A 23,030-nucleotide genomic window follows, 5' to 3' on the forward strand; every position below is an offset into this window, starting at 1 on the left:
GTGGCGTCAAGCCCGCCACCGCAAGGTAGGCAGGAATCTCCTTCCTGAGCTTGCGAAGGAAGGAGAGCACTTCAAGTTCCCTTCGTGATGGTGGCGAGTTCCCTGTCGAGCGCCGGGGCGATGCCCCGGGCGTCGAGGCCGGCCCTCCCGCGCACCTTCCGCACGAACTCCGCGACGCCGTCCCCGGGCAGCCACACCCGCGCGGTGGACCGGGAGAGGAGGCTCACCTCGACGCCGTCGACCGGGCCCGGTGCCGGCCGTACGGCGATGTCTCCGTCGCCGGCCGGGGACACCAGGCCCCGGGCGAGCAGTTCCCACGCGAAGGTCCAGCCGACTTCCAGTCCGTCGGGCCCCAGCAGCACCAGACGTGCGGCCAGGCAGTCGTCCGGCCGGTAGACCAACTCCGTCGGGATGAGGGCCCCTTCCTCGTCCGCGAGGACCACGAATCCGGTCGTGCCGACCGTCAGCTGCGGGTCGTCCGGGCGCCGGGTCACGACACGGCCTCCGGCTGCCCGGAGCCGCTCTCGGCGGTGGGGACGATCGACGTCCTCGGGCGCGAAGGGCCGGGCGCCATGGATTCCGGGCACAGCACACACACTGCCGACATGGCTTCCTCCACGGTGCGGGTCCCGGTCAGGACGCACAGGGTGTAGGCGGCGTTCTGCACGGTGTCCGCGACGGCCGGGTCTCCGCCGGCCGCGAGCGCCAAGTAGTGGTCGAGGGCCTGCCGCAGCACCGCCGGGTCGGGCACCATCACCTGAGGTCTCCACCGTTCCGGCGGGATACCCGGGCTCGTCGGAACGGAGTCGTGACGGGAGGGGGAGGGCACGATGACACTCCTCGGAGGGCGAAGGAAGCGTGCCTGCCGGCCGAAGCACTTGACTGCGCTCCCGTGTGCCCCGTCCGTACGCCCCGAAACAGATGGCGCGACTAGGCCGTGTCCGCAAAGTCCCGCCTGCCCCGCGACGCCCGGCACGCACTCTCGCCGCACCGGACGAAAGCCCACGTACAACCAGTACGAGGGCTTCCGCCCGGCACGCCGAGAGCACGCACCGGACGCCGCGGGGCCCGCCCTTCGGGCGGACGACGGGACTTTGCGGACACGGCCTAGGTACCGCCGGTGTTTGCCCGGGGCTCAGACGTGTACGCGAACGTCATGACCGAGTCACAACGAGAGACAGAGCGAAAGTACGAAGCCCCCTCGGCCGACGACTCCTCGTGGCTGCCCGACCTCACGGGCGTGGACGGAATCGAGTCCGTCATGGATCAGGGCACAGCGGATCTGGACGCCGTGTACTACGACACCGACGACCTGCGGCTGGCCGCTGCGTCGGCCACGCTCCGGCGGAGGACGGGCGGGAGCGACGCGGGCTGGCACCTCAAGCTGCCGCTGTCCGGTGACAGCCGGGAAGAGGTACGGGCCCCGCTGTCCGAGACCGTTCCGGACGCCCTGCGCGAACTGGCCCTCTCCCGCACCCGCGGCGCGGATCTGAAGCCGGTGGTCCGTATCCGTTCCACCCGCGGTCTACGGCAGCTCGTCGGCTCCGGCGGCGCGGCCCTCGCCGAGCTGAGCATCGACGCGGTCCGTGCCGAGTCCCTGCTCGCCACCGGTACACGGGCCGCATGGACCGAGATGGAGGTCGAACTCGCCTCGGACACCGACCCCGCGCTGCTGGACGCCGTGGAGAAGATCCTGGGCGCCAACGGCATCGGCCGCGCGCACAGTCCCTCCAAGCTGACCCGCGCCCTGGAGGAGACGGACGTCGGGGCGCCCAAAGTGCCCGGCCCACGTGCCGAGGCCGTAGTGCCCGGATCCGCCGGCGAGGAGGTCCTGCGCTATCTGGACGGACGGATCCACGCCCTGGTGAACCTGGACCCCGCGGTCCGCCGCGACCTGCCCGACGCCGTGCACCGGATGCGCACCACCTGCCGCCGGCTGCGCAGCGTCCTGCGGTCCTGCCGGTCGGTCCTGGACCGGAAGGTCACCGATCCCGTCCGCGACGATCTCAAGTGGCTGGGCAACGAACTGGGCGCGGAACGCGACCAGGAGGTCCTCCGGGAGCGGCTGGGCGCGAGGATCGAGGCACTGCCCGGGGAACTCGTCTTCGGGTCCGTCTCCGCACGCGTCCAGATATGGGACATCGGCAACACCTCCGAGGCCCGCCTGCGCACGCTCGCCGCCCTGGACTCGCCCCGCTACCTGGCCCTGCTGAACCGTCTGGCAACGCTGACGGAACGCCCGCCGTTGCGCGGCAAAGCTGCCCGGCAGCCGGAGAAAGTCATGGTCAAGGCCATCCTCAAGGAGTACGGCCGACTGACCGACCGCATGGCACACGCGCTGGAACTCCCGCCGGGAACGAAACGCGACAAGGCCCTCCACGAAGCCCGCAAGGCAGCCAAGAAGACGCGGTACGCCACCGAGCCGGCGCGCGACTCACTCGGCAAACCCGCCAAGCGGCTGGGCAAGCGCGTCAAGGCCGTCCAGCGGGTGCTCGGCGACCACCAGGACAGCGTCGTGGCCCGCGACGCGCTGCGGAAGATGACCTTGGCGGCCCACGCGGCGGGCGAACCGAGCTTCACCTGGGGCCTGTTGTACGGCCAGGAGCAAGCCGCGGCCGACCGGGGCGAACGGGAACTGCCGGCCGTGTGGGCCGAGGCGTCGCGGCGCCGGCTGCGTAAGGCACTGAGCCGTTGAGAGCGCCGTCCGCGGGACTCAGCGCAGGGCGATCAGACCGATGGCCAGCGCCGCGCACACCAGACCGAAGCCCTGACGGCGGTTCAGGCGTTCCCCCAGGAACAGCAGGGCGAGGACGACGGGGACGGCCGGATAGAGGGACGAGAGCACCGTGGCCACGGCCATGAGCTGCCGGGCGGTCGCCTCCAGATACAGCACGATGGCGGCCGTCCCGACCATGCCCGCCGCGACCGCTGCCGTCCACGCTCCGGGCGGCATGGTCCAGCGGCCGCCGTACGACGCCAGTACGCCCGCGATGACCACGACGGACACCACCCGGCTCAGCACCACCGGCACCAGACCGCTGTCGCCGTCCACCTGAGCCATGGCCAGGAACTGGAGACCGAACCCCGTGCCGGCCACCAGGGCGCTCGGCACCCCCCTGGACATCGCCCCCTTTCTCTCCCCGGCCGTGCCCGGTGACTCCTGCGAGACCAGCCACAGCGCCGGCAGTACGGCGGCCATGCCCACCCACACGAGCGCGGCGGGACGCTCCCCGAGCAGCACCACGCCCACCAGCACCGGCAGCGCCACGGCGCCGACGTCGCTCACGGGCACGACGACGCTCATCGCTCCCTGCGACATCGCCCGGTAGAGGAACGCGACCCCCACGCCCGTCCCGACCCCCGACAGTGATCCCCAGCCGCAGTCCGCGAGCGAGGCGGAGCCGCCGGGCAGACTCGCGGCCAGGACCAACGCCAGCGCGGTCCCGCCGAGTTGGGCATGGAGCGCGACGGTCATTCCGTCGACCCGCCGGGAGAGCAGACCGTTGGCGAAGTGGGTGACTCCGAAGCACAGCGCGGACACCAGGGCAAGGGACTCACCCATCGCGGGTGCCCCTCGCGACGGTGGTTGTCGGAGCTGACCAAGGCCGGGTCACCAAGAACATGGAGACACCCCTACCCCCGTACACCGCGACCATCAGGCGCCACGGCCCGCAATGGCCGGCCGTGGTTTCACGCCCGCGGCGAGGGCTACCCGAGCGTCGCCTTCGAGAACTTCGGTCGCGGGGATCGCAGCCGTCGTAGCCGGAAGAGAGTCATAGCCGGAAGAGAAGGGACGCACATGCTGATCGAGCACCTGGGTCACAAGCCCGTGGTACCGGACTCGGCCTATGTCGCGCCGTCCGCCACTCTGTGCGGGGCCGTCGTCCTGGGCGAGGGGACGAGGGTGCTGCACGGGGCTGTGCTGACGGCGGAGGACGGGGACGTGAGCGTCGGCGAGAACACCGTGGTGATGGAACACGCGCTGGTGCGCGGACGCTCCGCGCACCCGGCGCTGATCGGGGACTCCGTCATGGTCGGCCCACACGCACACGTCAACGGGGCGGTGGTGCGTGACGAAGTCTTCGTCGCCACCGGCGCCTCCCTGTTTCCGGGCGCGGTCGTGGAGGCCGGTGGTGAGGTACGGATCAACGCGGTGGTGCAGGTCAATTCCCGCGTCGAGGCGGGTGTCGTGGTACCGATCGGCTGGATCGCGGTGGGTGACCCGGCCCGGCTCTTCTCTCCCGAGAGGCATGAGGACATCTGGGCGGTGCAGCGGGAGCTGGACTTCCCGGGCACGGTGTACGGCGTGGACCGCGGCACCTCGATGCGCGAGATCATGGCCGGACAGAGCGAGTTCTACGGCTCCCATCGTCAGGACACGGTCCTCGGCCACGAGGGGCCGTGAGCAGGGGCATGGCCACGAACGAGGCCCCCGGAGCGACAAGCGTCGGCTCGGCCCCCGGCTCCTTGCCTGTGCCAAGATCGGGTGAAACCGTTGTACGGGGCGCTCCGGGGAGGTGATGGTCATGGCCGGGGACGGCCTGTTGGGCGATGGGGACGCCGAACAGGAGGCGGGCGTCGAGCGTGCCCGCATCGCCCATGAACTCATCGCCGGAGTCCGCGGGTTGGCGCCGTCCGACGTGCCCGACGCGCTGTGCCGTGGTTGTGTGGCGCTGCTTCCGGCGGCGGCGGGTCTGTCGGTCTCGGTGCTGGCGGACGGTTCGGACATGGGCGTCGTGCTCTTCGCCAGCGATGACGTCGCGGCCCGGCTGGCGGAGATTCAGTACACCCTCGGCGAGGGCCCGTGCCGGGAGGCGGTCCGGCTGCGGGCACCGGTGTTCGGGACGGACCTGACGCGTGCCGCGGAACGGAGGCGCTGGCCGCTGTTCTCCGTGCAGGCGGCCAAGGCCGGCGTGGAGGCCGTCTTCTCACTGCCCCTGATGGGTGCCGGAAGCGCGCTCGGCACCCTGGACCTGTACCGGGAGACACCCGGAGCGTTGAGGCGGGACGACACCCGCACGGCCCTGCTGGTCGCCGACGCGGTCACCCTGGCCGTCATCGCCCTCGATCACGCTTCCCCGGACCCCCACGCGGTCGTAACGTGGCTGGCAGGAGCGGAGTCGGACCGGGAGGAGGTCCACCAGGCCACCGGGATGATCATGGTTCAGCTGGGAGTGAGCGCCTCGGAGGCGCTCCTGCGCCTGCGGGCGCGCGCCTTCGCTCAGGGACGGACCTCCACCGAGATCGCGCGGGCCGTCATCGACCGCCGCGTGGACCTCCGCGATGACTGACCGGCCGGCGCACGTGACCAGACTCGTAACTACAGCGCCGGGGAGGCGAGCATGAACCGCGAGCGACAGCTGGCGCAGGCTTTCGTCGTCCTGGCGGACACCTATGCCGTGGGGTTCGACCCCCTGCACCTTTTCCACTGTCTCGTCCATGCCTGCCAGGACCTGCTGGACGTGGACGCGGCGGCCGTGATGATCGCCGACGCCCGCGGCAGCCTGCGGACCATGGCGACGACCGACGAGGACGCGGCCTTCGCCGAACTGCTGCAACTGCAGAACGGCCAGGGCCCCTGCATGGACTGCTGTCGCACCGGGGAGCCGGTGAGCGTCCCGGACATCGCCGCCGAGTACGAGCGCTGGCCCAAGCTGGTCACCGCCATGATCGAGGCCGACTACGGCTCGCTCCAGGCGATCCCGGTCCGTCTGCACACGCGTCCGCTCGGAGCCCTCACGCTGCTGCGCCGAAGCCCGGGCCGCCTGGCCGAGGACGACGTACACCTCGCGCAGGCCCTCGCGGACTCGGCCGCGCTGGCCCTGATGCACTGGTCCGCGGAGCCGGAGCATCTCGACGAGGTCATCACCCGCGTGCAGAGCGTGATCGCGTCGAAGGCCGTGCTGGAGATCGCCAAGGGCATGGTCGCGCAGTACGCGGGCGCCACCATCGGGGAGGCGGCCCGGCTGCTCAGTGGCTATGCGAGCGGGCAGCGGGTTCGTCTCACCGATACCGCCCACGCTCTGGTCGACCGCGGTCTCACGCCGGCCGCGATCGTCGACGCGGCCCCAGAGGTGAACCCGGCGGACTGATCGGGAAGCCACCGGGGCGGCGGAACCGGTCATGCGAGCTGGGAGGCTCAGGTCGGGCCGGACCCGCCGCTGCCGAACGAGCCGCTGGATCCGGAACCCCAGCGGGGGCGCTCCTGTCTGTCACTGCGTTTGGTGCCGGAGCGGCCGAGTTGGTGCGGCCTGAGGCGCTCGCTCCCGTTCTCCGCCCGGGGCACCTCGTTCGGCTCCCGGATCTCCCTGCTTTCATACGTGGGCCCGGATTCCGGCAGCGTGGGATGTTCATGGGCCTTGGGCGGACCAGGTTCGCGGCGGCGCACCCGGATGCCGAGCCGGACGGCCCACACCAGCACTCCGACGATGACGAGGCCGCCCACGAAGGCACCCAGCGTGCCGTACGCCGCGTTCGAGAGAGCGATTTCCCAGTGTGTCGTGCAGGTCGCGTTCATGGTCGGCGAGTACCCCCCACTCGGGAGGTGAAGACTCCGGATCACCCTTCTCGTCCGTACCTCTGGTGCGGGATGCCAAGGCGTGGCGCCCACAACTGACGAGGGGGCGCGGATAACGTCTCGCCCCGGACGATCACCGGACGGCGTGACCGGTGGCGTCGCCGCCCGGATCGCAGGCATCGGGTGAGCTCCTCCGCACGGAGTCCGCGCACCGGCGGTTTCCGCCGGAGTGGCAGGGGCACTCGCGACTCGCTTTTCTGCTCCGCGGCCCGCGCGTCTCCCGCCGCGCCGCCGGCCCGGGGCAGCCCACGGAGGAGGACCATGACCGAGCTCTCAGAACGCGGCGCCGCAGCCGTGCGGACCGCGTCCGCGGCCTCTCCGGGGCGGGCGCTGCTGCGCTGGACGACCACGACCGATCACAAGGTGATCGGCAAGATGTACATGGTCACGGCTTTCTGTTTCTTCCTCTTCGCCGGTCTGCTCGCCATGGGCATGCGGGCCGAACTCGCCCGCCCCGGGCTGCAGTTCATGAACGAGCACACCTACAACCAGCTGTTCACGATCCACGGCACCATCATGATGCTGCTCTTCGCGACGCCGATGTTCGCGGGCTTCGCGAACGCGGTGATGCCGTTGCAGATCGGCGCCCCCGATGTGGCCTTCCCCCGCCTGAACGCCCTGTCGTACTGGATGTATCTCTTCGGCGGACTGATGGTCGTCTCGGGGTTCGTGATCCCCGGTGGCGCCGCCGCTTTCGGCTGGTTCGCGTACGCACCTCTGAACAGCGCGTACAACTCGCCCGGCGCGGGCGCTGACCTGTGGGTGATGGGTCTCGTGGTGGCCGGTGTGTCGACGACGCTCGGCGCCGTCAACTTCGTCACCACGATCCTGTGCCTGCGCGCCCCGGGGATGACGATGTTCCGGATGCCGATCTTCACCTGGAACATCCTCTTCACGTCGATCCTGGTGCTGCCCGCCTTCCCGGTGCTCACCGCGGCCCTGCTCGCCCTTGAGACGGACCGGAAGTTCGGGGCGCACGTCTTCGACGCGGCCAACGGGGGTGCCCTGCTGTGGCAGCACCTGTTCTGGTTCTTCGGCCACCCGGAGGTCTACATCGTCGCCCTGCCGTTCTTCGGGATCGTCTCGGAGATCATTCCGGTGTTCTCCCGCAAACCGCTCTTCGGTTACGTTCCGCTGATCGGTGCGACCATCGCGATCACCATGCTGTCCGCCGTCGTCTGGGCGCACCACATGTTCGCCACCGGCGCGGTGCTCCTGCCGTTCTTCTCCCTCATGTCGTTCCTGATCGCCGTGCCCACCGGCATCAAGTTCTTCGCCTGGATCGGCACGATGCGCAGAGGGTCGCTGTCGTTCGAGACCCCGATGCTGTGGGCGATGGGCTTCCTGACGTCGTTCCTGCTGGGCGGTCTGAGCGGGGTGCTCATCGCCTCGCCGCCGCTCGACTTCCACGTCACCGACTCGTACTTCATCGTGGCGCATCTGCACTACGTCCTGTTCGGCACCGTCGTCTTCGCCATGTTCGGCGGCTTCTACTTCTGGTGGCCCAAGTTCACCGGGAAAATGCTCGACGAGCGCCTCGGCAAGGTGCACTTCTGGCTGCTGTTCCCCAGCTTCCAGCTCACGTTCCTGGTGCAGCACTGGCTCGGCGAGGAGGGCATGCCACGCCGGTACGCGGACTATCTGCCCGCCGACGGCTTCACGCTCCTCAACACGCTGTCGTCGACCGGCGCCTTCCTGCTCGGGGTCTCGACCCTGCCGTTCCTCTACAACGTGTGGCACACGGCCAGGTACGGCAAGAAGGTTTCCGAGGACGATCCCTGGGGCTTCGGACGGGGGCTGGAATGGGCGACGTCCTGCCCCCCGCCCCGCCACAACTTCGTGGCCCTGCCGCGGGTGCGCTCGGAGTCCCCCGCCTTCGACCTGCACCACCCCGAGATCATCCGGCTGGCGAAGGAAGAGGGCCAACGATGAAGGTCGAAGCGTTCCTGTTCGGCGGCGTCGCGGCGTTCTTCGCGGGCTCCGCCGTCCTCTACGGCTACTGGTCCCACTGGGACCCGCCCGGCACGGCGGCGCTGGTGGTGGCGTTCCTGATGGCCGCCATGATCGCGTTCTTCTGCGGGACGCACTACCGGCGCAAGGGGCGCCGCCCGCAGGACCGCGGCGACGCCGAAGTGGCGGACGGCGCGGGGCCGTTGGAGTTCTTCCCGGCCAAGAGCCCGTGGCCCGTCGTCACCGCCTTCGGCTTCGCCCTGCTGAGCACCGGGGTCGTCTTCGGGCTGTGGCTCTTCCTCATCGGGTTCGGGGTGCTGGCTCGCGGTGTTCTGGGGATGGTGTTCCAGTACGCGGGCCGGGGTGACCGTCAGGAGGGCTGAGCGGCGCCCGGGGCGCTCCGGGACGGAACGTCTCGACCGGGCGGTGCTCGCTCTCGTAGCCCCCTGTGACGGACTGCCGAACCTCCCCCGTCTCCTGGCCCTCCTCCAGGGCCTCCTGCTCCGCCCGCAGCAAGGCGAGGCACAGCCAGCGCGTCACCACGAACGCCACGACGGGGGCCACCACCAGGGCGATGCGCAGGATCCAGGTCAGCGCGTTGACCGAGATCCGGAATGTCTGGGCCACCACGTCGTTGCCGCCGGCCAGCAGCAGCACGCCGAAGAAGGTGATGCCGGCGACGCCGAGGCCGGTGCGGACGGGGCGTTCGCGGGGCCGGTCGCAGAGGTGCTGCTCCTGGTGCCACTCGCCCGTCACCCGCTGTTCCACGAACGGGTACAGGTACAGGACGAGGAAGAGCAGCAGGGGCAGTACGACCGCCGGGAGCAGCACGTTCCACATGATGGTGTGCCCGGCGATGTTCGTCTCCCACGGCGGTACGAGCCGTAGCGCGCCCTCCAGGAAACCGACGTACCAGTCGGGCTGGGAGCCGGTCGACACCTGGTCGGGGCGGTAGGGGCCGTACACCCACACGGGGTTGATCTGGGCGATCCCGCCGAGCAGGGCGAGCACACCGAAGACCATGAGGGACAGACCGCCGGAGGAGGCGATGAACTGGGGGAAGAACGGTTTGCCGACGGCGTTGCGGTTCGTCCTTCCCGGGCCGCGCCACTGGGTGTGCTTCAAGTAGACGACCAGGATCAGATGGACGGTGACCAGAGCGATCAGCGCGCCGGGCAGCACCAGGATGTGCAGGCCGTAGAGCCTGGAGATCATGTCGTGGCCGGGGAACTCGCCCCCGAACACGAACATGCTCACGTACGTGCCGACCACCGGGATCGACAGCATGATGCCCTGCGCGATACGGAGTCCCGTCCCGGAGAGCAGGTCGTCCGGGAGCGAGTAGCCGGCGAAGCCCTCGGCGAGCGCGAGCGTGAACAGGGTGACGCCGATCAGCCAGTTGACCTCGCGGGGCCTGCGGAAGGCGCCGGTGAAGAAGATCCTCAGCAGGTGCACACCGATCGCCCCGACGAAGACCAGAGCCGCCCAGTGGTGCATCTGCCGGACCAGGAGCCCGCCCCGGATGTCGAAGCTGATGTGCAGGGTGGAGTCGAACGCCTCCGACATCCGCACCCCTCGCAGCGGCACATATCCGCCGCTGTACGTCACCTCGCGCATCTCCGGCTTGAAGAACAGGGTGAGCCACACCCCGGTCAGGACCAGCACGAGCAGGCTGTACAGCGCCAACTCGCCCAGCAGGAACGACCAGTGGTCGGGAAAGGCCTTGCGGAGCAGCCGTCCGCCGCCGTCCGTCGTCGGCAGCCGGGCATCGACCGCGTCCGCGAAACGCTCGCCGGGCGAACGGGGCGATTCGGTCCCCGACGCTCCCTCGTGCCGGTGGGATCGCGCCGCCCTCATGTCGCCCCCGGCCCAGGCCCAGGCCCATGGAGCCGCTCGCACCGCTCGTCCCTCACGGACGCCTCCCTCCGCACGCACTCGCGGCGCGCTCGTGCTCGTGCCGTGCCGGCAGATCGCGGCGGGCGAGTACCCCGACTGCGCGGAACAGTCGCGCGGCGGCCGAACCGGTGCGAGCCGGGTGCCAGGGACACGTACCGGGTCGCTCCGCGGACGGAGCCACCGGCTACTCCCACCCTCTCCCGCCGGTCACGCCGAGCGACATCCCTGCGCGCCCGAACGGGGGTCCGGCGCTCCTCGAACCGCCCTCGCCGAAGCCTCGGTGTGCGTCACGAGTCGGCTTCCCCGCTTCGGGCCTGCGGGGGTACCGCCTCCTGCAGCTCTTGTGGTCCGTCGTCGTGTTCGGCGTCGTGGCGGGCCAGCAGGGACAGCAGGTCGGCCACCGTCAGGCCCGCCTCGGCGGGGTGGCGCAGGATGGTCCCTTCCTGGACGCGGTAGGCGTTGGAGCGGCCCTGACGCGTGTGGGTGAGAAAGCCGCTCTCCTCCAGGTCGGACACGATCTTCTGGACCGCCCGTTCGGTGAGACGGCAACGCGCGGCGATGTCACGGATGCGGGTGGTGGGATCCGCCGAGATCGCGGCCAGCACTCGTGCGTGGTTGGTCAGGAACGTCCAACCGGTGTGTGGCTCCGGTGCTTGGTGCATGCGCACAGCCTACGCCCCTTGATTCACGCATTAAGAAGAGTGAAACAGGATTCGTGTATGATTTGACGTGCGATCGCGTTCGAACGGAGCCTTGACGGGCACGAGGTGGACACGTACGGATGCCAATGGAGCGGCTGCCATGTCAGAACGTGCATCTACGACGCGCCGCACGGCGGGAGACGGGACCGTCTTCCCGGAGCCCGTCCCGCCATGGGGCGGCCCCGTGGAGGCGTCGGGCGCACTCGACCTCCTCACCGAACAAGCCCTGTACGACGCTCTGCGCGAAGTCCTCGGCCGATCGGTACGCGGAATCGACCTCGATCTGAGCGGGATCGACCTCTGCGACTGCGCCGGCCTCAACGCGTTGCTGCGCGTACGCCGACAGGCCCGCGACGAGAACAGCGCGTGCGCCCGACAGCAGCCGGATGCGTCGTCCGGCCCGACACCCCACCCCTGGAAGGAATCCGTGTCCCTCGGCGAAGCGCACCACGATCCGCGCATCGAACTCGTTCAGCTGCGACGGGCCATGCAGACACGGCCCGTGATCGATCTCGCCCGCGGAGTGCTGATGGCGTCCTTCGGACTCTCCCCGGAGCAGGCCTGGGAAGTCCTCGTCACGGTCTCCCAGAACACGAACACCAAACTGCACCACGTGGCCGAAGAGATCGTCGGCGCCACCACCGGACCCCCGCTCGGCGAAGCCCTCCAGCGGCAACTGGCCGCGACGGTCGCCGCCCTTTCGCGGACTCCGACGGCGGAATCCGGCGAAGTCTGAACCTCAACAGGCCCTTTCCGCCACGCCGTTGACCTTCCTGTCGGCACCCTTCCGTTTCCGGCCGTCCGGCACGGGCACTCGGGCCGAGATCCGGACGGACAAGCCGAATTCGGACAGGTCATCGAGGAGGCGTTCATGGAATGGGCTCGGCGGGCCGCCTGCGCTCATGAGGACCCGGAGCTGTTCTTCCCCCTCAGTTCCACAGGCCCGGCGCTACGGCAGGAACGCGCCGCCAAACGCGTCTGCCTCCGTTGCCCAGTGATCCGGCAGTGCCTCGACTGGGCGATGGACAGCGGCCAGGCACACGGCGTCTGGGGCGGAACGAGCGAGCGGGAGCGCGCCGAACTGCGCAGGACGGCCGCTCTGGTGGACGCGCACGAGTCAACGCCTTGAGGCCCTACGTCTGCCAGGTCCCTTCGGTGATCGAGGACGGGTCGGTGCCGGCTGCTCCGGGGTGATGAGCCACCACGGCTCGAACTCAAGCTGCGCTCCGGGCCAGCGCGGGGATGATCCCGCCGGCGAGGATCGCCTCGCGTTGCCGGGGCGAGAGGTGGTGGTGGAGCCCGTAGGTCTCGTCACGGGTGATGTTGTGGACGGTCAGGGTGGACGGGCTGTCGGGGGCGAGGGCCCGGTGCAGTCCCTCGATGCGGAGCCGGTCGCCCCGCTCGATGCGGTCGCGGTCGCCGGCGTCGTCGAACTCGGCAGGCAGGACACCGAAGTTGGCGAGGTTCTGCCGGTGGATGCGGGCGTAGGACTGGGCGAGGACGGCGCGCAGTCCGAGGTGGCGCAGGGTGATCGCGGCGTGTTCGCGGGAGGAGCCCTGGCCCCAGTTCTCGCCGGCGACGATCACGTGTCCGCCGTGGTCGCGGAGTTCGGCGGCGCGGTGGGGGTAGTCGGCGTCGAGCCGGGTGAGGGTGAACTCGGCGAGCTTGGGGACGTTGGAGCGGTAGGGCAGGGCTTTGGCGCCGGCCGGGGAGATCTCGTCGGTGGAGACGTCGTCGCCCGCCTTGATCAGGACGGGTGCGTCGATGGTGTCGGGCAGCCGGGTCGAGGTCGGGCAGGGCGGAGATGTTGGGCCCGCGTACGAGCCGTATCCCGCCGGCCTCGTCCGGAGGCAGGGGCGGTTCCAGCATGGCCGTGTTGACCGTGGCCCGCTCGGGCAACTCCACCGCCGGGTACGGCACTTGGCGGTCGGCGGCCCAGTCGCGCGGGTCGGTGATCGTCCCGGTGAGCGCGGACGCGGTCGCGGTCTCGGGTGAGCAGAGCCAGACCGCGTCGTCCTCGGTGCCGGAACGGCCGGGGAAGTTGCGCGGGAACGTACGCAGTGAGTTGCGGCCGCTTGTCGGCGCCTGCCCCATGCCGATGCAGCCCAGGCAGCCGGCCTGGTGCAGTCGCGCACCGGCCGCCACCAGGTGGAAGGTGGCCCCGGCGCGGGTGAGGTCCTGGAGGATCTCGCGGGAGGTGGGGTTGACGTCGAAGCTCACGCCCGGGGCGGTCTGACGGCCGCGGGCCATGGCCGCGGGCACCATGAAGTCACGCAGCCCCGGATTGGCCGAGGAGCCGATCACCGCCTGCTCGACCGGCTCGCCCGCCACCTCCCGTACCGGTACCACATTGCCCGGTGAGGTGGGTTTGGCGATCAGCGGCTGGAGGGCGGAGAGGTCGATCTCCTCCTCCAGGTCGTACCGCGCGTCGGGCCCGGCGGTGAGCTCGCGGAAGTCCCGCTCCCGGTCCTCGGCCCGCAGGAAGGACCGTACGGCGTCGTCGGCGGGGAAGACCGAGGTGGTGGCGCCGAGTTCGGCACCCATGTTGGCGATGACGTGCCGGTCCATCGCGGTCAGACGGTCCAGGCCCGGACCGTGGTACTCCAGGATGCGGCCGACCCCGCCCTTGACCCCGTGGCGGCGCAGCAGTTCGAGGATCACGTCCTTGGCGCTGACCCAGTCGGGCAGGGCGCCGGTGAGCCGGATGCCCCAGACCTGCGGCATCCGCACGTACAGCGGCTGCCCGGCGATCGCCAGCGCCACCTCAAGGCCGCCGACGCCGATGGCCAGCATCCCCAGCGAACCGGCCGCGCACGTGTGGGAGTCCGACCCGGCCAGGCTCCGGCCCGGCACGCCGAAGTGCTGCATGTGGGTGGGGTGCGAGACGCCGTTGCCGGGTTTCGAGTACCACAGGCCGAAGCGGCGGGCCGCGGACCGGAGGAAGACATGGTCCTCGGCGTTGCGCTCGTCCGCCTGGAGGATGTTGTGGTCGACGTACTGCACGCTGACCTCGGTGCGCACCCGGTCGAGGCCGAGGGCCTCCAGCTCCTGCATCACCAGCGTCCCGGTGGCGTCCTGGGTGAGCGTCTGATCGATCCGCAGACCGATCTCCTCGCCGGGGATCATCCGCCCCGTCACCAGGTGCTCCTCGATGAGCCGGTGCGCCACCGTGCCGCCGGCCTTCCGCTGGGCCACCATCCCGCCGACCTCCTGTCGCCGTTTTTGGACCGACTCACGCGTACCCGGCATGCCGAGTCCTGAACGGGCCGGGCCTCACAGCAGAGTGGGACGGAGCCGCGGCGGGCGCGTCGCGCCGACGGACGCGTTCCTGCCGTACGGGACTACGGGAGGTCGTCGTCCTCGTCCGGGATCCGGTGGACGGCGGCTTCCTCGGCGGAGGCCGCGCCACCGTCGATGCCCACGTCCTGGGCGAGCATGTCCTTCTCGGTGTCCCCGTGCGCGCCCTCGTCCGGAGCCACCAGGCGGCCGGCCCGGTCCGCTCCCACCTCGTCGTCCAGCGGCTCACCCTCCCCGCCCGCGAGGTCCCCCAGGCCGTCGCCCGTACCGGGCTCGTCGAGCGCCGGATCGGTGCGCTCCTCGGCCAGCCTCCGGTCCAGGCTCTCGCCCTCCCGCTGCTCCCGCGCCGTCGTGCCCTCGTGCTCCACGGCGAGCGGACGCTCGGGCGGCGACCAGCCCTCCTCGTAGGGGTCGCCGCCCCGGTCGCTGAGCGTGTCCTCCGGATCGAGGACGCCCTCGTCCTCCCGGCCGCCGGGCCCCTCGGGCTGGTAGACCTCGTCACCCATGACGTCGTCCTGGTTCCGGCTCTCCATGGTGCGTGTACCTTCCGCCTGGATTCAGGTGCCTGCACTGCCTCCACCCCGCGTATCCAGTCCGGCTCCGCCCACACGCGCGGCCCGCCGGAGTGTGTGCCGGTGCGGGGCGGGTACCCGCGCCGGCCGGAGGGGCAAGACCCCGGAACCTGAAGGAGGCCCGAATGACCAGCAGCACGGAGACCGGCGGCACCACGGGCACGCCGGACAAGGACTACAACCTGATCTGGTATGTGGAAGCGTGCTTGAACAACGCGCTGCGTCTGGAGACGTACATCGCGGACGCGGAGCGCGAGAAGGACACGGAGGTCGTGGACCTGTTCCGCAAGGCCCAGGCCGACAGCCGCAAGGGCGCCGACATCGGCAAGCGGCTGCTGCGTTCGCGCCTGGACGGAGCCTGAGCGGCTCTTGTCCACAGGCTGGTGCCGCGTCCGGTGTGAGGCTACGCCGGACGCGGCATGCGCGCGTGACCCACGAAGCGGTCACCGGTCACCGGGTCACCGAGAGGGCCGGCCTGCCCCGGTTCTGCCCGTCAGGGGAACAAGTCCTTCCCGTCAGGGGAACAAGGCGACACCGATGACGATCAGCGCGATGACGCCGATGACGAACGCCGCGACCAGCCAAGGACTGCGGTGCTTCACGGGAGCCTTGGGTTTGCCCCCGCGCGGCCGATCCTCCGGCAGCGTGGGGTGGGCCGGGCGGTCCCGTGAGTAGAGTTCCTCGTCCCGCCGGTTGTCCATGAGAACTCCTTCCTGGTCCCGTGAGCCCCACCGCACCGGCTTCCGGCCGGGCGGCAGAGGGCTTCTCATGAGCATCGAGTCCCCCTCATCGGCCACGGCAACCTCACTTGTTCATTCCAGGGCGATGGCCGGGCGGCGGTCCAGGTAGGCGCACGGCGGGGGGTTGAAGAATCGTGCCGACACGTTGGTCATTGGGCGCTCGGCGCCGATGGCCACCGCGTAGCGACCCTCTGCGTGGCACGGGCGCGTCACCTGGACCAAAACGGCTCTCTCGGGTGCACATCGTGCCGGCGCCGCGCCTTCGGTGATCGCGACGAGGAGGTGACCGGCGCCGGTGTCGACGCTCCGCAGGGTCAGCGAGAGGTCGAGAGGATCAGCGGCCAGTTTCCCGCCGGGCTCCCCTTCGCTCAGCAGTACGGCCTCCGTCGTAGCCGCTGGTGACCTGTCGGCCTACGCGGACGCCGGCCACCTGGTGCGGCCGGGCTTCAGGCGGGTCGGCGGATGGCGTGCACGGCCGTGTCGTAGAGGTCGAACAGGTCGACCCGCCCGCCGAGGCGCGCCCACTCCTGGTTCGCTGCCTGTAGGCAGGTGATCGCCGCGGCCGCGATCGCGCGCGCCTGGAGGGACGGGTGCTCGGAATCGGGCAGTCGCGGTTCGATCAGTGGTGCGAGCAGGTCCTGCCAGCGAGCCTGCTTCTCGGCGTGGCCGGCGCGCAGCGACTCGTTGTCGAACAGGAGGGTGACCAGTTCGAGGCGGTGCTCGGGGGTGGTTTCGATCTCCTCGACCACCTGGAATGCCGCGCGCAGCGACGCCCAGCAGTCCTCGTCGTTCGGGCGCTGCGCGAACCGCTGTGCGATCAGCTCGCCCTGTTCGGACAGGCCGCCGAGCGCGAGGTCCTCCTTGCTGGGGAAGTAGTTGAACAGTGTCCGCCGGGAGACTCCTGCCGCGGCGGCGACCTCCTCCAGCGTCGTGTTGTCGTACCCCTGGGCGGCGAACAGTTCGACAGCGTTCCGGGCGAGCAGGGAACGGACCACGGAGCGGGTCTGCTCACGAATGGATGTCTGTTTCCGGGCCATGCACCGATGGTACATGGCTTCATCCGATGCATCTGTTTGCACTCAGTGCAAAATCGTGCGTAGAGTGAATGGCATGACAAGGATCGACTATCGCCACCAGACCGTCATCGTCACCGGGGCCAGCTCCGGCCTCGGCGCGGAGTTCGCGCACCAACTGGCCCGCCGCGGCGCGAACCTCGTGCTCGTCGCACGCCGGGCGGACCGGCTTCAGAGCCTGGCCGACGAACTCACCCGCACCCACGGCGTCACGGTGACCGTCATCGCCCGTGACCTCGGCCAACCCGACGCCGGCCGCACACTGCGCGCCGAGCTCGAATCGCGCGGCATCCACGCCACCGGCCTGGTCAACAACGCGGGCTTCGGCACCCACGACGCCTTCCGGGACGAGGATCCCGAGCGCCTGCAAAGCATGATCGCGCTGAACGTCGCCGCCCTCGTCGACCTCAGCCACGCCTACATCGACCCGCTGACCTCCGCAGGCAACGGCTTCCTGATCAACGTCGCGAGCCTCCTGGGCTACCAGCCCACCCCGTACCTGAGCGTCTACGGCGCCACCAAGGCATTCGTGCTCAGCTTCACCGAAGCGCTGTGGGAGGAGACCCGCGGCACCGGCCTGCGCGTCCTCGCCGTGTGCCCCGGCGCGGTGGAGACCGAGTTCTACGACGCCGCCGGCAGCCAGTCGGCCGACTACGGATCGAAGCGCGCCACCGCCGACCACGTCGTGAAGACGGCCCTCGCCACCCTCGACCGCCGCTCCGCACCGCCATCAGTCATCACCAACGGCCGCCCCCTCGCCCTCGCCGGCAAGGTCCTGCCCCGGCGCCTGATCGTCCGCGCGATGGGCTGGACGGCACGACGCGCCATGCACGCGTAGCTCCACGCGTCGCCAGACCGCCACGGGCGTGGGGACCATCGATCGTGGGGACCATCGATACCGCCGTGGCGCCGGGCATTTGATCCGGGGACGCCGATGGGGGGGGCGCGGACCCGGACGACACGAAGTTCCTCCGAGAGACGAGACAAGAGAACGCCATGGCCGATCGCCTCCCCGCAGCGGACCTGCGGAACATCGTCGCCGCCCTGCGCGCCGAACGCACCGAGATGCTCGACTTCACCAGCACCCTCAGCGACGAGGAGTGGGCGGCGCCCAGCGCGGCGGCGGGATGGCGCATCGCCGACGTCGTCGCCCACATCGGCGCGACAGCAAGGAACTGCTACACGCCTCCCGGACTGGACACGCTCCGCGCCACCAGCCTCGAACAACTCAACGAAGGCTCCGTCGACCGGCGGCGCGGCTGGAGCCGGGCACAGGTCACGGCCGAGTACACCCGCGCCACCCGCCGAGCGGCCACGCTCCTCGACCTCGTCCGACGCACCCCCGCCGCCCGGCTGCGCCTACCGCTCGTCGAACTCGGACGCTACCCCCTGGGCCTGCTGATCGGCGGCGCCCTCGTGTTCGACCACCACACCCACCTGCGCCACGACATGGCTCCGGCACTCGGCCGGCCCACGCCGCCCACTGACGCCGACCGGATGCGAGCGGTCATCACGTGGATGCTCGCCGTGCTGAGCAATCAGGTCGGCCAGGCGCCGGTCGCCGGGCTCGACGCCCGTGTCGCCCTGACGCTCACCGGCCCCGGCGGCGGAACATGGTGGATCGACGAGGCAGGCGTGCTCGCCCCGTCCAGCGGCCCGGTCGCCGCGCACGTCACCGCCCTCGCACTGACCTTCCCCGACTGGGGCACCCAGCGGTCATCGTGGCGCGACCACGACGTGACCGTCACCGGCGACACCGAACTCGCCACCCGTCTCCTCGACGCCGTCAACGTCATCTGACGGCCTCGCCCGGGTTGACTCGGTCATTGGGACTCCTCGTCGGGCAGCGTGCTCAGCAGATCGGCCATCACCCCTCGGCTCCTCGGCCCGCCGCAGCGACCTGATGCAGCGTACGGCCGCTGCGCACCGAGCGGGCCCGGCGCGGATCCGGGGTCGCCCGGCCCTCGCTGCGGGCCCGTTCGTCCTTGGCCTTCACCAGCAGCCAGACCTCGCCCTTGCCGTCCTTGCCGCCACCCCGGAACCGGGTGAGCGCGTACTCGCCGCGCAGCTTCGAGCCGTCGAGCCGAAAAGTGATGTGTCCGCGTCCGAGCGCCTCGTCGAACGGGACGGGCCGGCCGTGCCGGTCATGGCTCAGTGGCCGGTAGGTGCCGTGATCCCAGACGATGACCGTGCCCCCGCCGTACTCACCCTCGGGAATCACGCCCTCGAACTCCTCGTACTCCAGCGGATGGTCCTCGGCGGGCACGGCGAGCCGTTTGTCGCCGGGGTCGGTGGACGGTCCCTTCGGCACGGACCAGGACTTCAGCACGTCGCCGACCTGAAGACGGAAGTCGAAGTGCATCGTGCTCGCGTCATGGATCTGCACCACGAACCGCGGCTCCTCGTCACGGGTACCCGGCCGGCCACGGGGTTCCTTCGTCCGGTCGAAGTCCCGTTTGCCCCGGTAGTTCCGCAGCGGGTCCTCACCAGCCATGTCGAGCCGCCTTTCCGCGCCTTTTGAGGCCGGGTACCCACCCCCTCCTGGGTGACCCCTGCGAAGGCACGTCAGGCCAGGGTCGACGGCACTCGCGCGCAGGTGGAAGACCGGTGCCGCGAGTGCCGCCGCCTTCACGGCCGCGAGTGTCAGCAGTCCGCTTCGTCGGGGGCGACGGACTCGCGTTGTGCGGTCTGTGCCACGCGGGCGAGCAGGGTGCGCAGTTCGAGGGCGTCGTGGGCGTCCAGGTCGGTGAGCAGGCGGGCCTCGGCGGCGGCGAGGCTTCGTCGTACCTGGTCGAGGCGGGTGCGTCCGGTGTCGGTGATGAGGACCTGGCGTGCGCGGCGGTCGCGCGGGTCGGGCCGCCGGGTGACCAGCTCGTGCGCTTCGAGGTCGTCGAGCAGATAGGTCATCACGGTGCGGTCGAGGCTGACCGCTTTCGCGAGGGCGAGCTGCGAGGGCGGTTCGCCGCCGGTGAGGGCGACCAGGACGAGATAGGCGCGCGCGCCTCCGGGCAGGTCGGCGACGGACTCCGTGGCCACGCGGCGGAACGCCGAGGAGACCATGCGGATCGCCCAACCCAGGTCGGTGTCCAGCGCCAGGTCTGCCGCCTCGCCGCCCGGCTTCTTCTTCTGGGACATGGATGCGCTCACTCCCGCACCCTAGCATGATGCGCTTCATGGCAGATGTTCTTGCGAACAGAACATCTGCCATGCATAGTGAATTGTGCACCGGGCGGAGTGCGGGTGATCCGCACAGCCGCCATGACGACCACCGCAGGGACTGAAGATGAGCACCAGCACCGTTTTGCAGGGCCGTACCGCGCTCGTGACCGGGGCGACCTCGGGGATCGGCAAGGCCGTCGCGCACAACCTGGCCCGTCAGGGCGCCGAGGTCGTGCTGCACGGCCGGGACCGGACGCGGGGCGAGGCCCTGGTGAAGGAGATCGCGGCCGAGGGCGGCAGCGCCCGTTTCGTCGTCGCCGACCTCTCCGACGCCGCCGACACGCTGCGCCTGGCCTCCGAGGCGGGCGCCGTGGACATCCTGGTGAGCAACGCGGGCCTGTACGAGTTCGCCCCGACGGCCGCGACCGACGCGGCGGGCTTCGACCGGCACATCGCCGTCAACACCCGCGCCCCGTTCCTCCTGGTCGGCGCGCTGGCGCCGGGCATGGCCGAGCGCGGCCGGGGGTCGATCGTGATCGTCGGCTCCAGTGCGGCCCGTCAGCCCGCCCCGGTCGGTGCGGCATACGGCGCCTCCAAAGCCGGGGTGGAGATCCTCACCCGCTACTGGGCCACCGAGTTCGGCCCGGCCGGTGTCCGGGTCAACACCGTCTCCCCGGGCCCCGTGCACACCGAGGGCACGCAGGCGATGCTCGGTGAGCACATCGCCGTCCTGGACGCGACGAACGCGCGCGGCCGCGCCGGGGACCCCGGCGAGATCGCCGAGATCGTCTCGTTCCTGGCCGGGCCGGCGAGCTCCTACGTCAACGGTGCCGTCCTGTTCGCCGACGGCGGCGAGCGCAGCACTCTGCCCGTCTGATGAACGTCACCGAGGGCGGCATGTGGCACGTCGGGTTCTTCATGGCCCCGCACGTGCCCGAGCTGCTCTTCGACGGCCACGAACCGGAGTTCATCACCGCCACGGTCACCGCCATGTCCACCCCCGGCACCACCACCGCCGACGCCCTGGCCCCTCACGCCGACCGGTTCGCCACGACGGTGACGGAGTTCCTCGGCCGGTCGTCGGGTTTCCCCGGCTGAAGGCCAGTCCCCGAAGGCTCGTCATGCGGCGACGGTCCGACGGGCGTCCCTGTCGGCACGGGCCGCGGAGATCAGGCCGTCGAGCGAGTCGCGGGTGTTCAGCAGTTCCTCGATATGGGCGGAGAGCCGGTCGCGCTCCAGGGCCATCCGGTCCAGCGCGGCGTCGGAGTTCTCGTCGCTGGGCGCGTCGCGGCAGGGCATCAGTTCCATGATGGTGCGGCTGGAGAGCCCCGCCGTGAACAGACGCCGGACGAAGTCCACCCGCTCGATGTCCTGCTCGGTGAAGTGCCGCTGCCCGCCGGCGCTGCGGGTGCTGACGAGCAGTCCCTGCTCCTCGTAGTAACGCAGGGAGCGGACGCTGGCTCCGGTCCGCGCCGCGAGTTCGCCGATCCGCATCTCACCCTCCCGGCGGTTCCCCCGCCCCAGGACTTGCCCCTCACATTGATGTCAGGTTTTAGCGTACCTGTCGGGCCCGCGTTCCCGGGCTTTCGCCAGTGAGAAGGAGTTCCGGCATGACCGGCAGGACCACGCTGTTCGACCGCCACCGCCTCGGCGGTCTGGAGCTGCCCAACCGGGTCGTGATGGCCCCGATGACCCGGGTCCGGGCCGCGCCCGGGAGCCTCGCGACCCCGTCCATGGCCGTCTACTACGCCCAGCGGGCCAGCGCCGGACTGATCGTCACGGAGGGGGTGCAGCCCAGCCTGGTCGGGCAGTCCAACCCGGGGACCCCGGGCCTGTACACCGACGAGCAGGTGGCGTCCTGGCGGCCCGTCACCGACGCCGTGCACGCCAACGGCGGGCGGATCTTCGCCCAGATCATGCACGGCGGCCGGGTCTCGCACCCCGACACCACGGGCCTCCGGCCGGTCGGACCGTCGGCGGTCGCCGCCGTGGGCGAGGTGTTCACCCCGGCCGGGCCACGGCCCGCGCCGGTACCCCGCGCCCTGGACCTCTCCGAGGTGCCCGAGCAGGCCCGCTCGTACGCCGAGGCCGCCCGCCGCGCCGTCGACGCCGGCTTCGACGGCGTCGAACTGCACGGCGCGAACGGCTACTTGATCTCGCAGTTCCTGTCGTCCAACGCCAACCTGCGCACCGATTCCTACGGCGGCCCGATCGCCCACCGCATCCGTTTCGCCGTAGAGGCGGTCGCCGCCACGGTCGACGCGGTGGGCGCGGCCCGCACCGCGATCAGGCTGTCCCCCGGCGGCACCTTCTGGGGCGTGGAGGAGAGGGAAGTGCCGGAGTTGTACGCGGCATTGCTCGCCGAACTCGCCCGCTTCGGCCTCGCCTACGTGCACCTGGAGGCGACCGCCGAGGAGGAGGTGCTGCTCGGGCTGCGCCGCGCGTGGCCGGGCAGCCTGGTCGTGAACCCGGCCGTCCCGATGGGTCCCAAGCAGGCGGACCGGGCCGCCGCCGACCACTGGCTCGGCCTGGGCGCGGACCTGATCAGCTTCGGCCGCGCCTTCATCGCCAACCCCGACCTGGTGGAACGGCTCCGTACCGGTCTGCCGGTCGCGCCCGCCGACCCGGCCACGTACTACCAGGGCGGCGACGCGGGCTATCTCACCTACCCCGCCTACCAGCACACCGCCTGACGGACACGAAGGACGAGGAAGAACCATGAACGCGCTGGACAAGTCCCAGGACGACGCCCGGACCGCCGTCATCATCGCCGGCCGGGTCTTCGTCCCCGCCGAGGACGTCGAGTCGTTCGTCGCCGAGGCACGGGCGACGTCGTACCCGCTCGCCGCGGCGAACCCGGGGAACGTGCTGATCTCGTTCTGTGTGGAGGACGCGGCGACCGGAGCCGTCACGGTGCTCGAACAGTGGGCGTCCCAGGAGGCCCTCGACCGGCACGTCGCCACACCGGAGATCACCGCCCTCCTCACCAAGTGGGGCCCGCGCATACGCAATGAGGTGCGCAGGTTCGCCGCCGACGAGAAGGCCCTCGACTGACGTACAAGGCG

Annotated in this window: 28 protein-coding genes and 1 pseudogene; 15 read left to right on the forward strand and 14 right to left on the reverse strand. The window is 70.7% G+C overall.

The features are described from left to right. Window positions 1-71: 71 nt before the first annotated feature. Together AC31A1_RS14585 and AC31A1_RS14590 are read right to left on the reverse strand one after the other, a co-directional pair. Window positions 72-494: an SsgA family sporulation/cell division regulator gene (locus tag AC31A1_RS14585; protein ID WP_489653711.1), complete on the reverse strand. Its 423-nt coding sequence runs from the start codon at window positions 492-494 to the stop codon at window positions 72-74. Next, window positions 491-754 (reverse strand): DUF5133 domain-containing protein, encoded by a 264-nt coding sequence (locus AC31A1_RS14590; RefSeq protein ID WP_489653712.1) that lies wholly within the window; start codon window positions 752-754, stop codon window positions 491-493. The genes AC31A1_RS14585 and AC31A1_RS14590 overlap by 4 nt, the downstream gene beginning before the upstream one ends. A gap of 402 nt (window positions 755-1,156) precedes the next feature. Between AC31A1_RS14590 and AC31A1_RS14595 the strand changes: the two genes are divergently transcribed. Then, window positions 1,157-2,695, forward strand: a complete 1,539-nt coding sequence (locus tag AC31A1_RS14595; RefSeq protein ID WP_489653713.1) for a CYTH and CHAD domain-containing protein — start codon at window positions 1,157-1,159, stop codon at window positions 2,693-2,695. 18 nt (window positions 2,696-2,713) lie between these two features. Here AC31A1_RS14595 and AC31A1_RS14600 read toward each other — a convergent pair whose 3' ends face one another. Beyond that, window positions 2,714-3,562, reverse strand: coding sequence for an EamA family transporter (locus AC31A1_RS14600; protein ID WP_489653714.1), 849 nt, complete (start codon window positions 3,560-3,562; stop codon window positions 2,714-2,716). Between the two features lie 237 nt (window positions 3,563-3,799). On the opposite strand from AC31A1_RS14600, the gene AC31A1_RS14605 reads away from it, so the two are divergent. From AC31A1_RS14605 to AC31A1_RS14615, 3 genes are all read left to right on the forward strand, one after another. After that, window positions 3,800-4,405 (forward strand): gamma carbonic anhydrase family protein, encoded by a 606-nt coding sequence (locus tag AC31A1_RS14605; protein ID WP_489653715.1) that lies wholly within the window; start codon window positions 3,800-3,802, stop codon window positions 4,403-4,405. Between the two features lie 121 nt (window positions 4,406-4,526). Beyond that, on the forward strand, window positions 4,527-5,291 hold the full coding sequence (locus tag AC31A1_RS14610; RefSeq protein WP_489653716.1) for a GAF and ANTAR domain-containing protein: 765 nt from the start codon (window positions 4,527-4,529) through the stop codon (window positions 5,289-5,291). 51 nt (window positions 5,292-5,342) lie between these two features. Then, window positions 5,343-6,092, forward strand: a complete 750-nt coding sequence (locus AC31A1_RS14615) for a GAF domain-containing protein (protein WP_489653717.1) — start codon at window positions 5,343-5,345, stop codon at window positions 6,090-6,092. A 47-nt stretch (window positions 6,093-6,139) separates the two neighbouring features. On the opposite strand, the gene AC31A1_RS14620 is transcribed toward AC31A1_RS14615, so the two are convergent. Next, window positions 6,140-6,517, reverse strand: coding sequence for a DUF6479 family protein (locus AC31A1_RS14620; RefSeq protein ID WP_489653718.1), 378 nt, complete (start codon window positions 6,515-6,517; stop codon window positions 6,140-6,142). A 321-nt stretch (window positions 6,518-6,838) separates the two neighbouring features. Between AC31A1_RS14620 and ctaD the strand changes: the two genes are divergently transcribed. Both ctaD and ctaF read left to right on the forward strand, forming a co-directional pair. After that, window positions 6,839-8,509: an aa3-type cytochrome oxidase subunit I gene (gene ctaD / locus AC31A1_RS14625; RefSeq protein ID WP_489653719.1), complete on the forward strand. Its 1,671-nt coding sequence runs from the start codon at window positions 6,839-6,841 to the stop codon at window positions 8,507-8,509. After that, window positions 8,506-8,910, forward strand: coding sequence for an aa3-type cytochrome oxidase subunit IV (ctaF, locus tag AC31A1_RS14630; RefSeq protein WP_489653720.1), 405 nt, complete (start codon window positions 8,506-8,508; stop codon window positions 8,908-8,910). Before ctaD ends, ctaF begins: the two co-directional genes overlap by 4 nt. On the opposite strand, the gene qcrB is transcribed toward ctaF, so the two are convergent. Both qcrB and AC31A1_RS14640 read right to left on the reverse strand, forming a co-directional pair. After that, on the reverse strand, window positions 8,828-10,384 hold the full coding sequence (gene qcrB / locus AC31A1_RS14635) for a cytochrome bc1 complex cytochrome b subunit (RefSeq protein WP_489653721.1): 1,557 nt from the start codon (window positions 10,382-10,384) through the stop codon (window positions 8,828-8,830). The genes ctaF and qcrB overlap by 83 nt on opposite strands. A gap of 326 nt (window positions 10,385-10,710) precedes the next feature. Next, window positions 10,711-11,085: a helix-turn-helix transcriptional regulator gene (locus AC31A1_RS14640; RefSeq protein WP_489653722.1), complete on the reverse strand. Its 375-nt coding sequence runs from the start codon at window positions 11,083-11,085 to the stop codon at window positions 10,711-10,713. A 139-nt stretch (window positions 11,086-11,224) separates the two neighbouring features. Between AC31A1_RS14640 and AC31A1_RS14645 the strand changes: the two genes are divergently transcribed. Continuing rightward, window positions 11,225-11,860, forward strand: a complete 636-nt coding sequence (locus tag AC31A1_RS14645; protein ID WP_489653723.1) for an ANTAR domain-containing protein — start codon at window positions 11,225-11,227, stop codon at window positions 11,858-11,860. A gap of 135 nt (window positions 11,861-11,995) precedes the next feature. After that, window positions 11,996-12,253 carry a WhiB family transcriptional regulator gene (locus AC31A1_RS14650; RefSeq protein WP_489653724.1) on the forward strand — a complete coding sequence of 86 codons (258 nt, stop codon included), beginning with the start codon at window positions 11,996-11,998 and terminating at the stop codon, window positions 12,251-12,253. 85 nt (window positions 12,254-12,338) lie between these two features. Here the strand turns inward: AC31A1_RS14650 and AC31A1_RS14655 are convergent, their stop codons facing one another. From AC31A1_RS14655 to AC31A1_RS14665, 3 genes and pseudogenes are all read right to left on the reverse strand, one after another. Continuing rightward, a complete protein-coding gene (locus tag AC31A1_RS14655) occupies window positions 12,339-12,710 on the reverse strand; it encodes a hypothetical protein (RefSeq protein ID WP_489653725.1) in 372 nt (123 codons plus the stop codon). Window positions 12,711-12,954: 244 nt separating this feature from the next. After that, window positions 12,955-14,373: pseudogene (locus AC31A1_RS14660) on the reverse strand (aconitate hydratase); the annotation flags it as partial. A gap of 92 nt (window positions 14,374-14,465) precedes the next feature. Next, window positions 14,466-14,954 carry a DUF5709 domain-containing protein gene (locus AC31A1_RS14665; RefSeq protein ID WP_489653726.1) on the reverse strand — a complete coding sequence of 163 codons (489 nt, stop codon included), beginning with the start codon at window positions 14,952-14,954 and terminating at the stop codon, window positions 14,466-14,468. 164 nt (window positions 14,955-15,118) lie between these two features. Here AC31A1_RS14665 and AC31A1_RS14670 point away from each other — a divergent pair, with 164 nt between their 5' ends. Further along, window positions 15,119-15,355 carry a hypothetical protein gene (locus AC31A1_RS14670; protein WP_489653727.1) on the forward strand — a complete coding sequence of 79 codons (237 nt, stop codon included), beginning with the start codon at window positions 15,119-15,121 and terminating at the stop codon, window positions 15,353-15,355. Window positions 15,356-15,508: 153 nt separating this feature from the next. Here AC31A1_RS14670 and AC31A1_RS14675 read toward each other — a convergent pair whose 3' ends face one another. Both AC31A1_RS14675 and AC31A1_RS14680 read right to left on the reverse strand, forming a co-directional pair. Then, window positions 15,509-15,694, reverse strand: a complete 186-nt coding sequence (locus tag AC31A1_RS14675; protein ID WP_489653728.1) for a hypothetical protein — start codon at window positions 15,692-15,694, stop codon at window positions 15,509-15,511. Between the two features lie 485 nt (window positions 15,695-16,179). Beyond that, the gene (locus AC31A1_RS14680) at window positions 16,180-16,770 is read right to left on the reverse strand and encodes a TetR family transcriptional regulator (RefSeq protein ID WP_489653729.1); all 591 of its coding nucleotides are present in this window, start codon (window positions 16,768-16,770) and stop codon (window positions 16,180-16,182) included. Between the two features lie 73 nt (window positions 16,771-16,843). On the opposite strand from AC31A1_RS14680, the gene AC31A1_RS14685 reads away from it, so the two are divergent. Continuing rightward, window positions 16,844-17,644 (forward strand): SDR family NAD(P)-dependent oxidoreductase, encoded by an 801-nt coding sequence (locus AC31A1_RS14685; RefSeq protein WP_489653730.1) that lies wholly within the window; start codon window positions 16,844-16,846, stop codon window positions 17,642-17,644. Window positions 17,645-17,802: 158 nt separating this feature from the next. Continuing rightward, window positions 17,803-18,606, forward strand: a complete 804-nt coding sequence (locus AC31A1_RS14690; protein ID WP_489653731.1) for a maleylpyruvate isomerase N-terminal domain-containing protein — start codon at window positions 17,803-17,805, stop codon at window positions 18,604-18,606. Between the two features lie 67 nt (window positions 18,607-18,673). Here the strand turns inward: AC31A1_RS14690 and AC31A1_RS14695 are convergent, their stop codons facing one another. Both AC31A1_RS14695 and AC31A1_RS14700 read right to left on the reverse strand, forming a co-directional pair. Further along, window positions 18,674-19,300, reverse strand: a complete 627-nt coding sequence (locus AC31A1_RS14695; protein WP_489653732.1) for a DNA polymerase ligase N-terminal domain-containing protein — start codon at window positions 19,298-19,300, stop codon at window positions 18,674-18,676. A 149-nt stretch (window positions 19,301-19,449) separates the two neighbouring features. Next, window positions 19,450-19,953, reverse strand: coding sequence for a MarR family winged helix-turn-helix transcriptional regulator (locus AC31A1_RS14700; RefSeq protein WP_489653733.1), 504 nt, complete (start codon window positions 19,951-19,953; stop codon window positions 19,450-19,452). Window positions 19,954-20,089: 136 nt separating this feature from the next. Here AC31A1_RS14700 and AC31A1_RS14705 point away from each other — a divergent pair, with 136 nt between their 5' ends. Both AC31A1_RS14705 and AC31A1_RS14710 read left to right on the forward strand, forming a co-directional pair. Continuing rightward, window positions 20,090-20,842, forward strand: a complete 753-nt coding sequence (locus tag AC31A1_RS14705; protein WP_489653734.1) for an SDR family NAD(P)-dependent oxidoreductase — start codon at window positions 20,090-20,092, stop codon at window positions 20,840-20,842. Continuing rightward, window positions 20,842-21,063 (forward strand): hypothetical protein, encoded by a 222-nt coding sequence (locus AC31A1_RS14710; RefSeq protein WP_489653735.1) that lies wholly within the window; start codon window positions 20,842-20,844, stop codon window positions 21,061-21,063. Before AC31A1_RS14705 ends, AC31A1_RS14710 begins: the two co-directional genes overlap by 1 nt. A 21-nt stretch (window positions 21,064-21,084) precedes the next feature. Here the strand turns inward: AC31A1_RS14710 and AC31A1_RS14715 are convergent, their stop codons facing one another. Further along, on the reverse strand, window positions 21,085-21,459 hold the full coding sequence (locus AC31A1_RS14715) for a MerR family transcriptional regulator (protein ID WP_489653736.1): 375 nt from the start codon (window positions 21,457-21,459) through the stop codon (window positions 21,085-21,087). A 116-nt stretch (window positions 21,460-21,575) separates the two neighbouring features. Here AC31A1_RS14715 and AC31A1_RS14720 point away from each other — a divergent pair, with 116 nt between their 5' ends. Beyond that, complete coding sequence (locus AC31A1_RS14720; protein WP_489653737.1) at window positions 21,576-22,658, forward strand: alkene reductase; 1,083 nt, start codon at window positions 21,576-21,578, stop codon at window positions 22,656-22,658. A gap of 25 nt (window positions 22,659-22,683) precedes the next feature. Beyond that, window positions 22,684-23,019, forward strand: coding sequence for a putative quinol monooxygenase (locus AC31A1_RS14725; RefSeq protein ID WP_489653738.1), 336 nt, complete (start codon window positions 22,684-22,686; stop codon window positions 23,017-23,019). The last annotated feature ends 11 nt before the right edge of the window (window positions 23,020-23,030 follow it).

Source organism: Streptomyces sp. P5F9, from assembly GCF_057961495.1.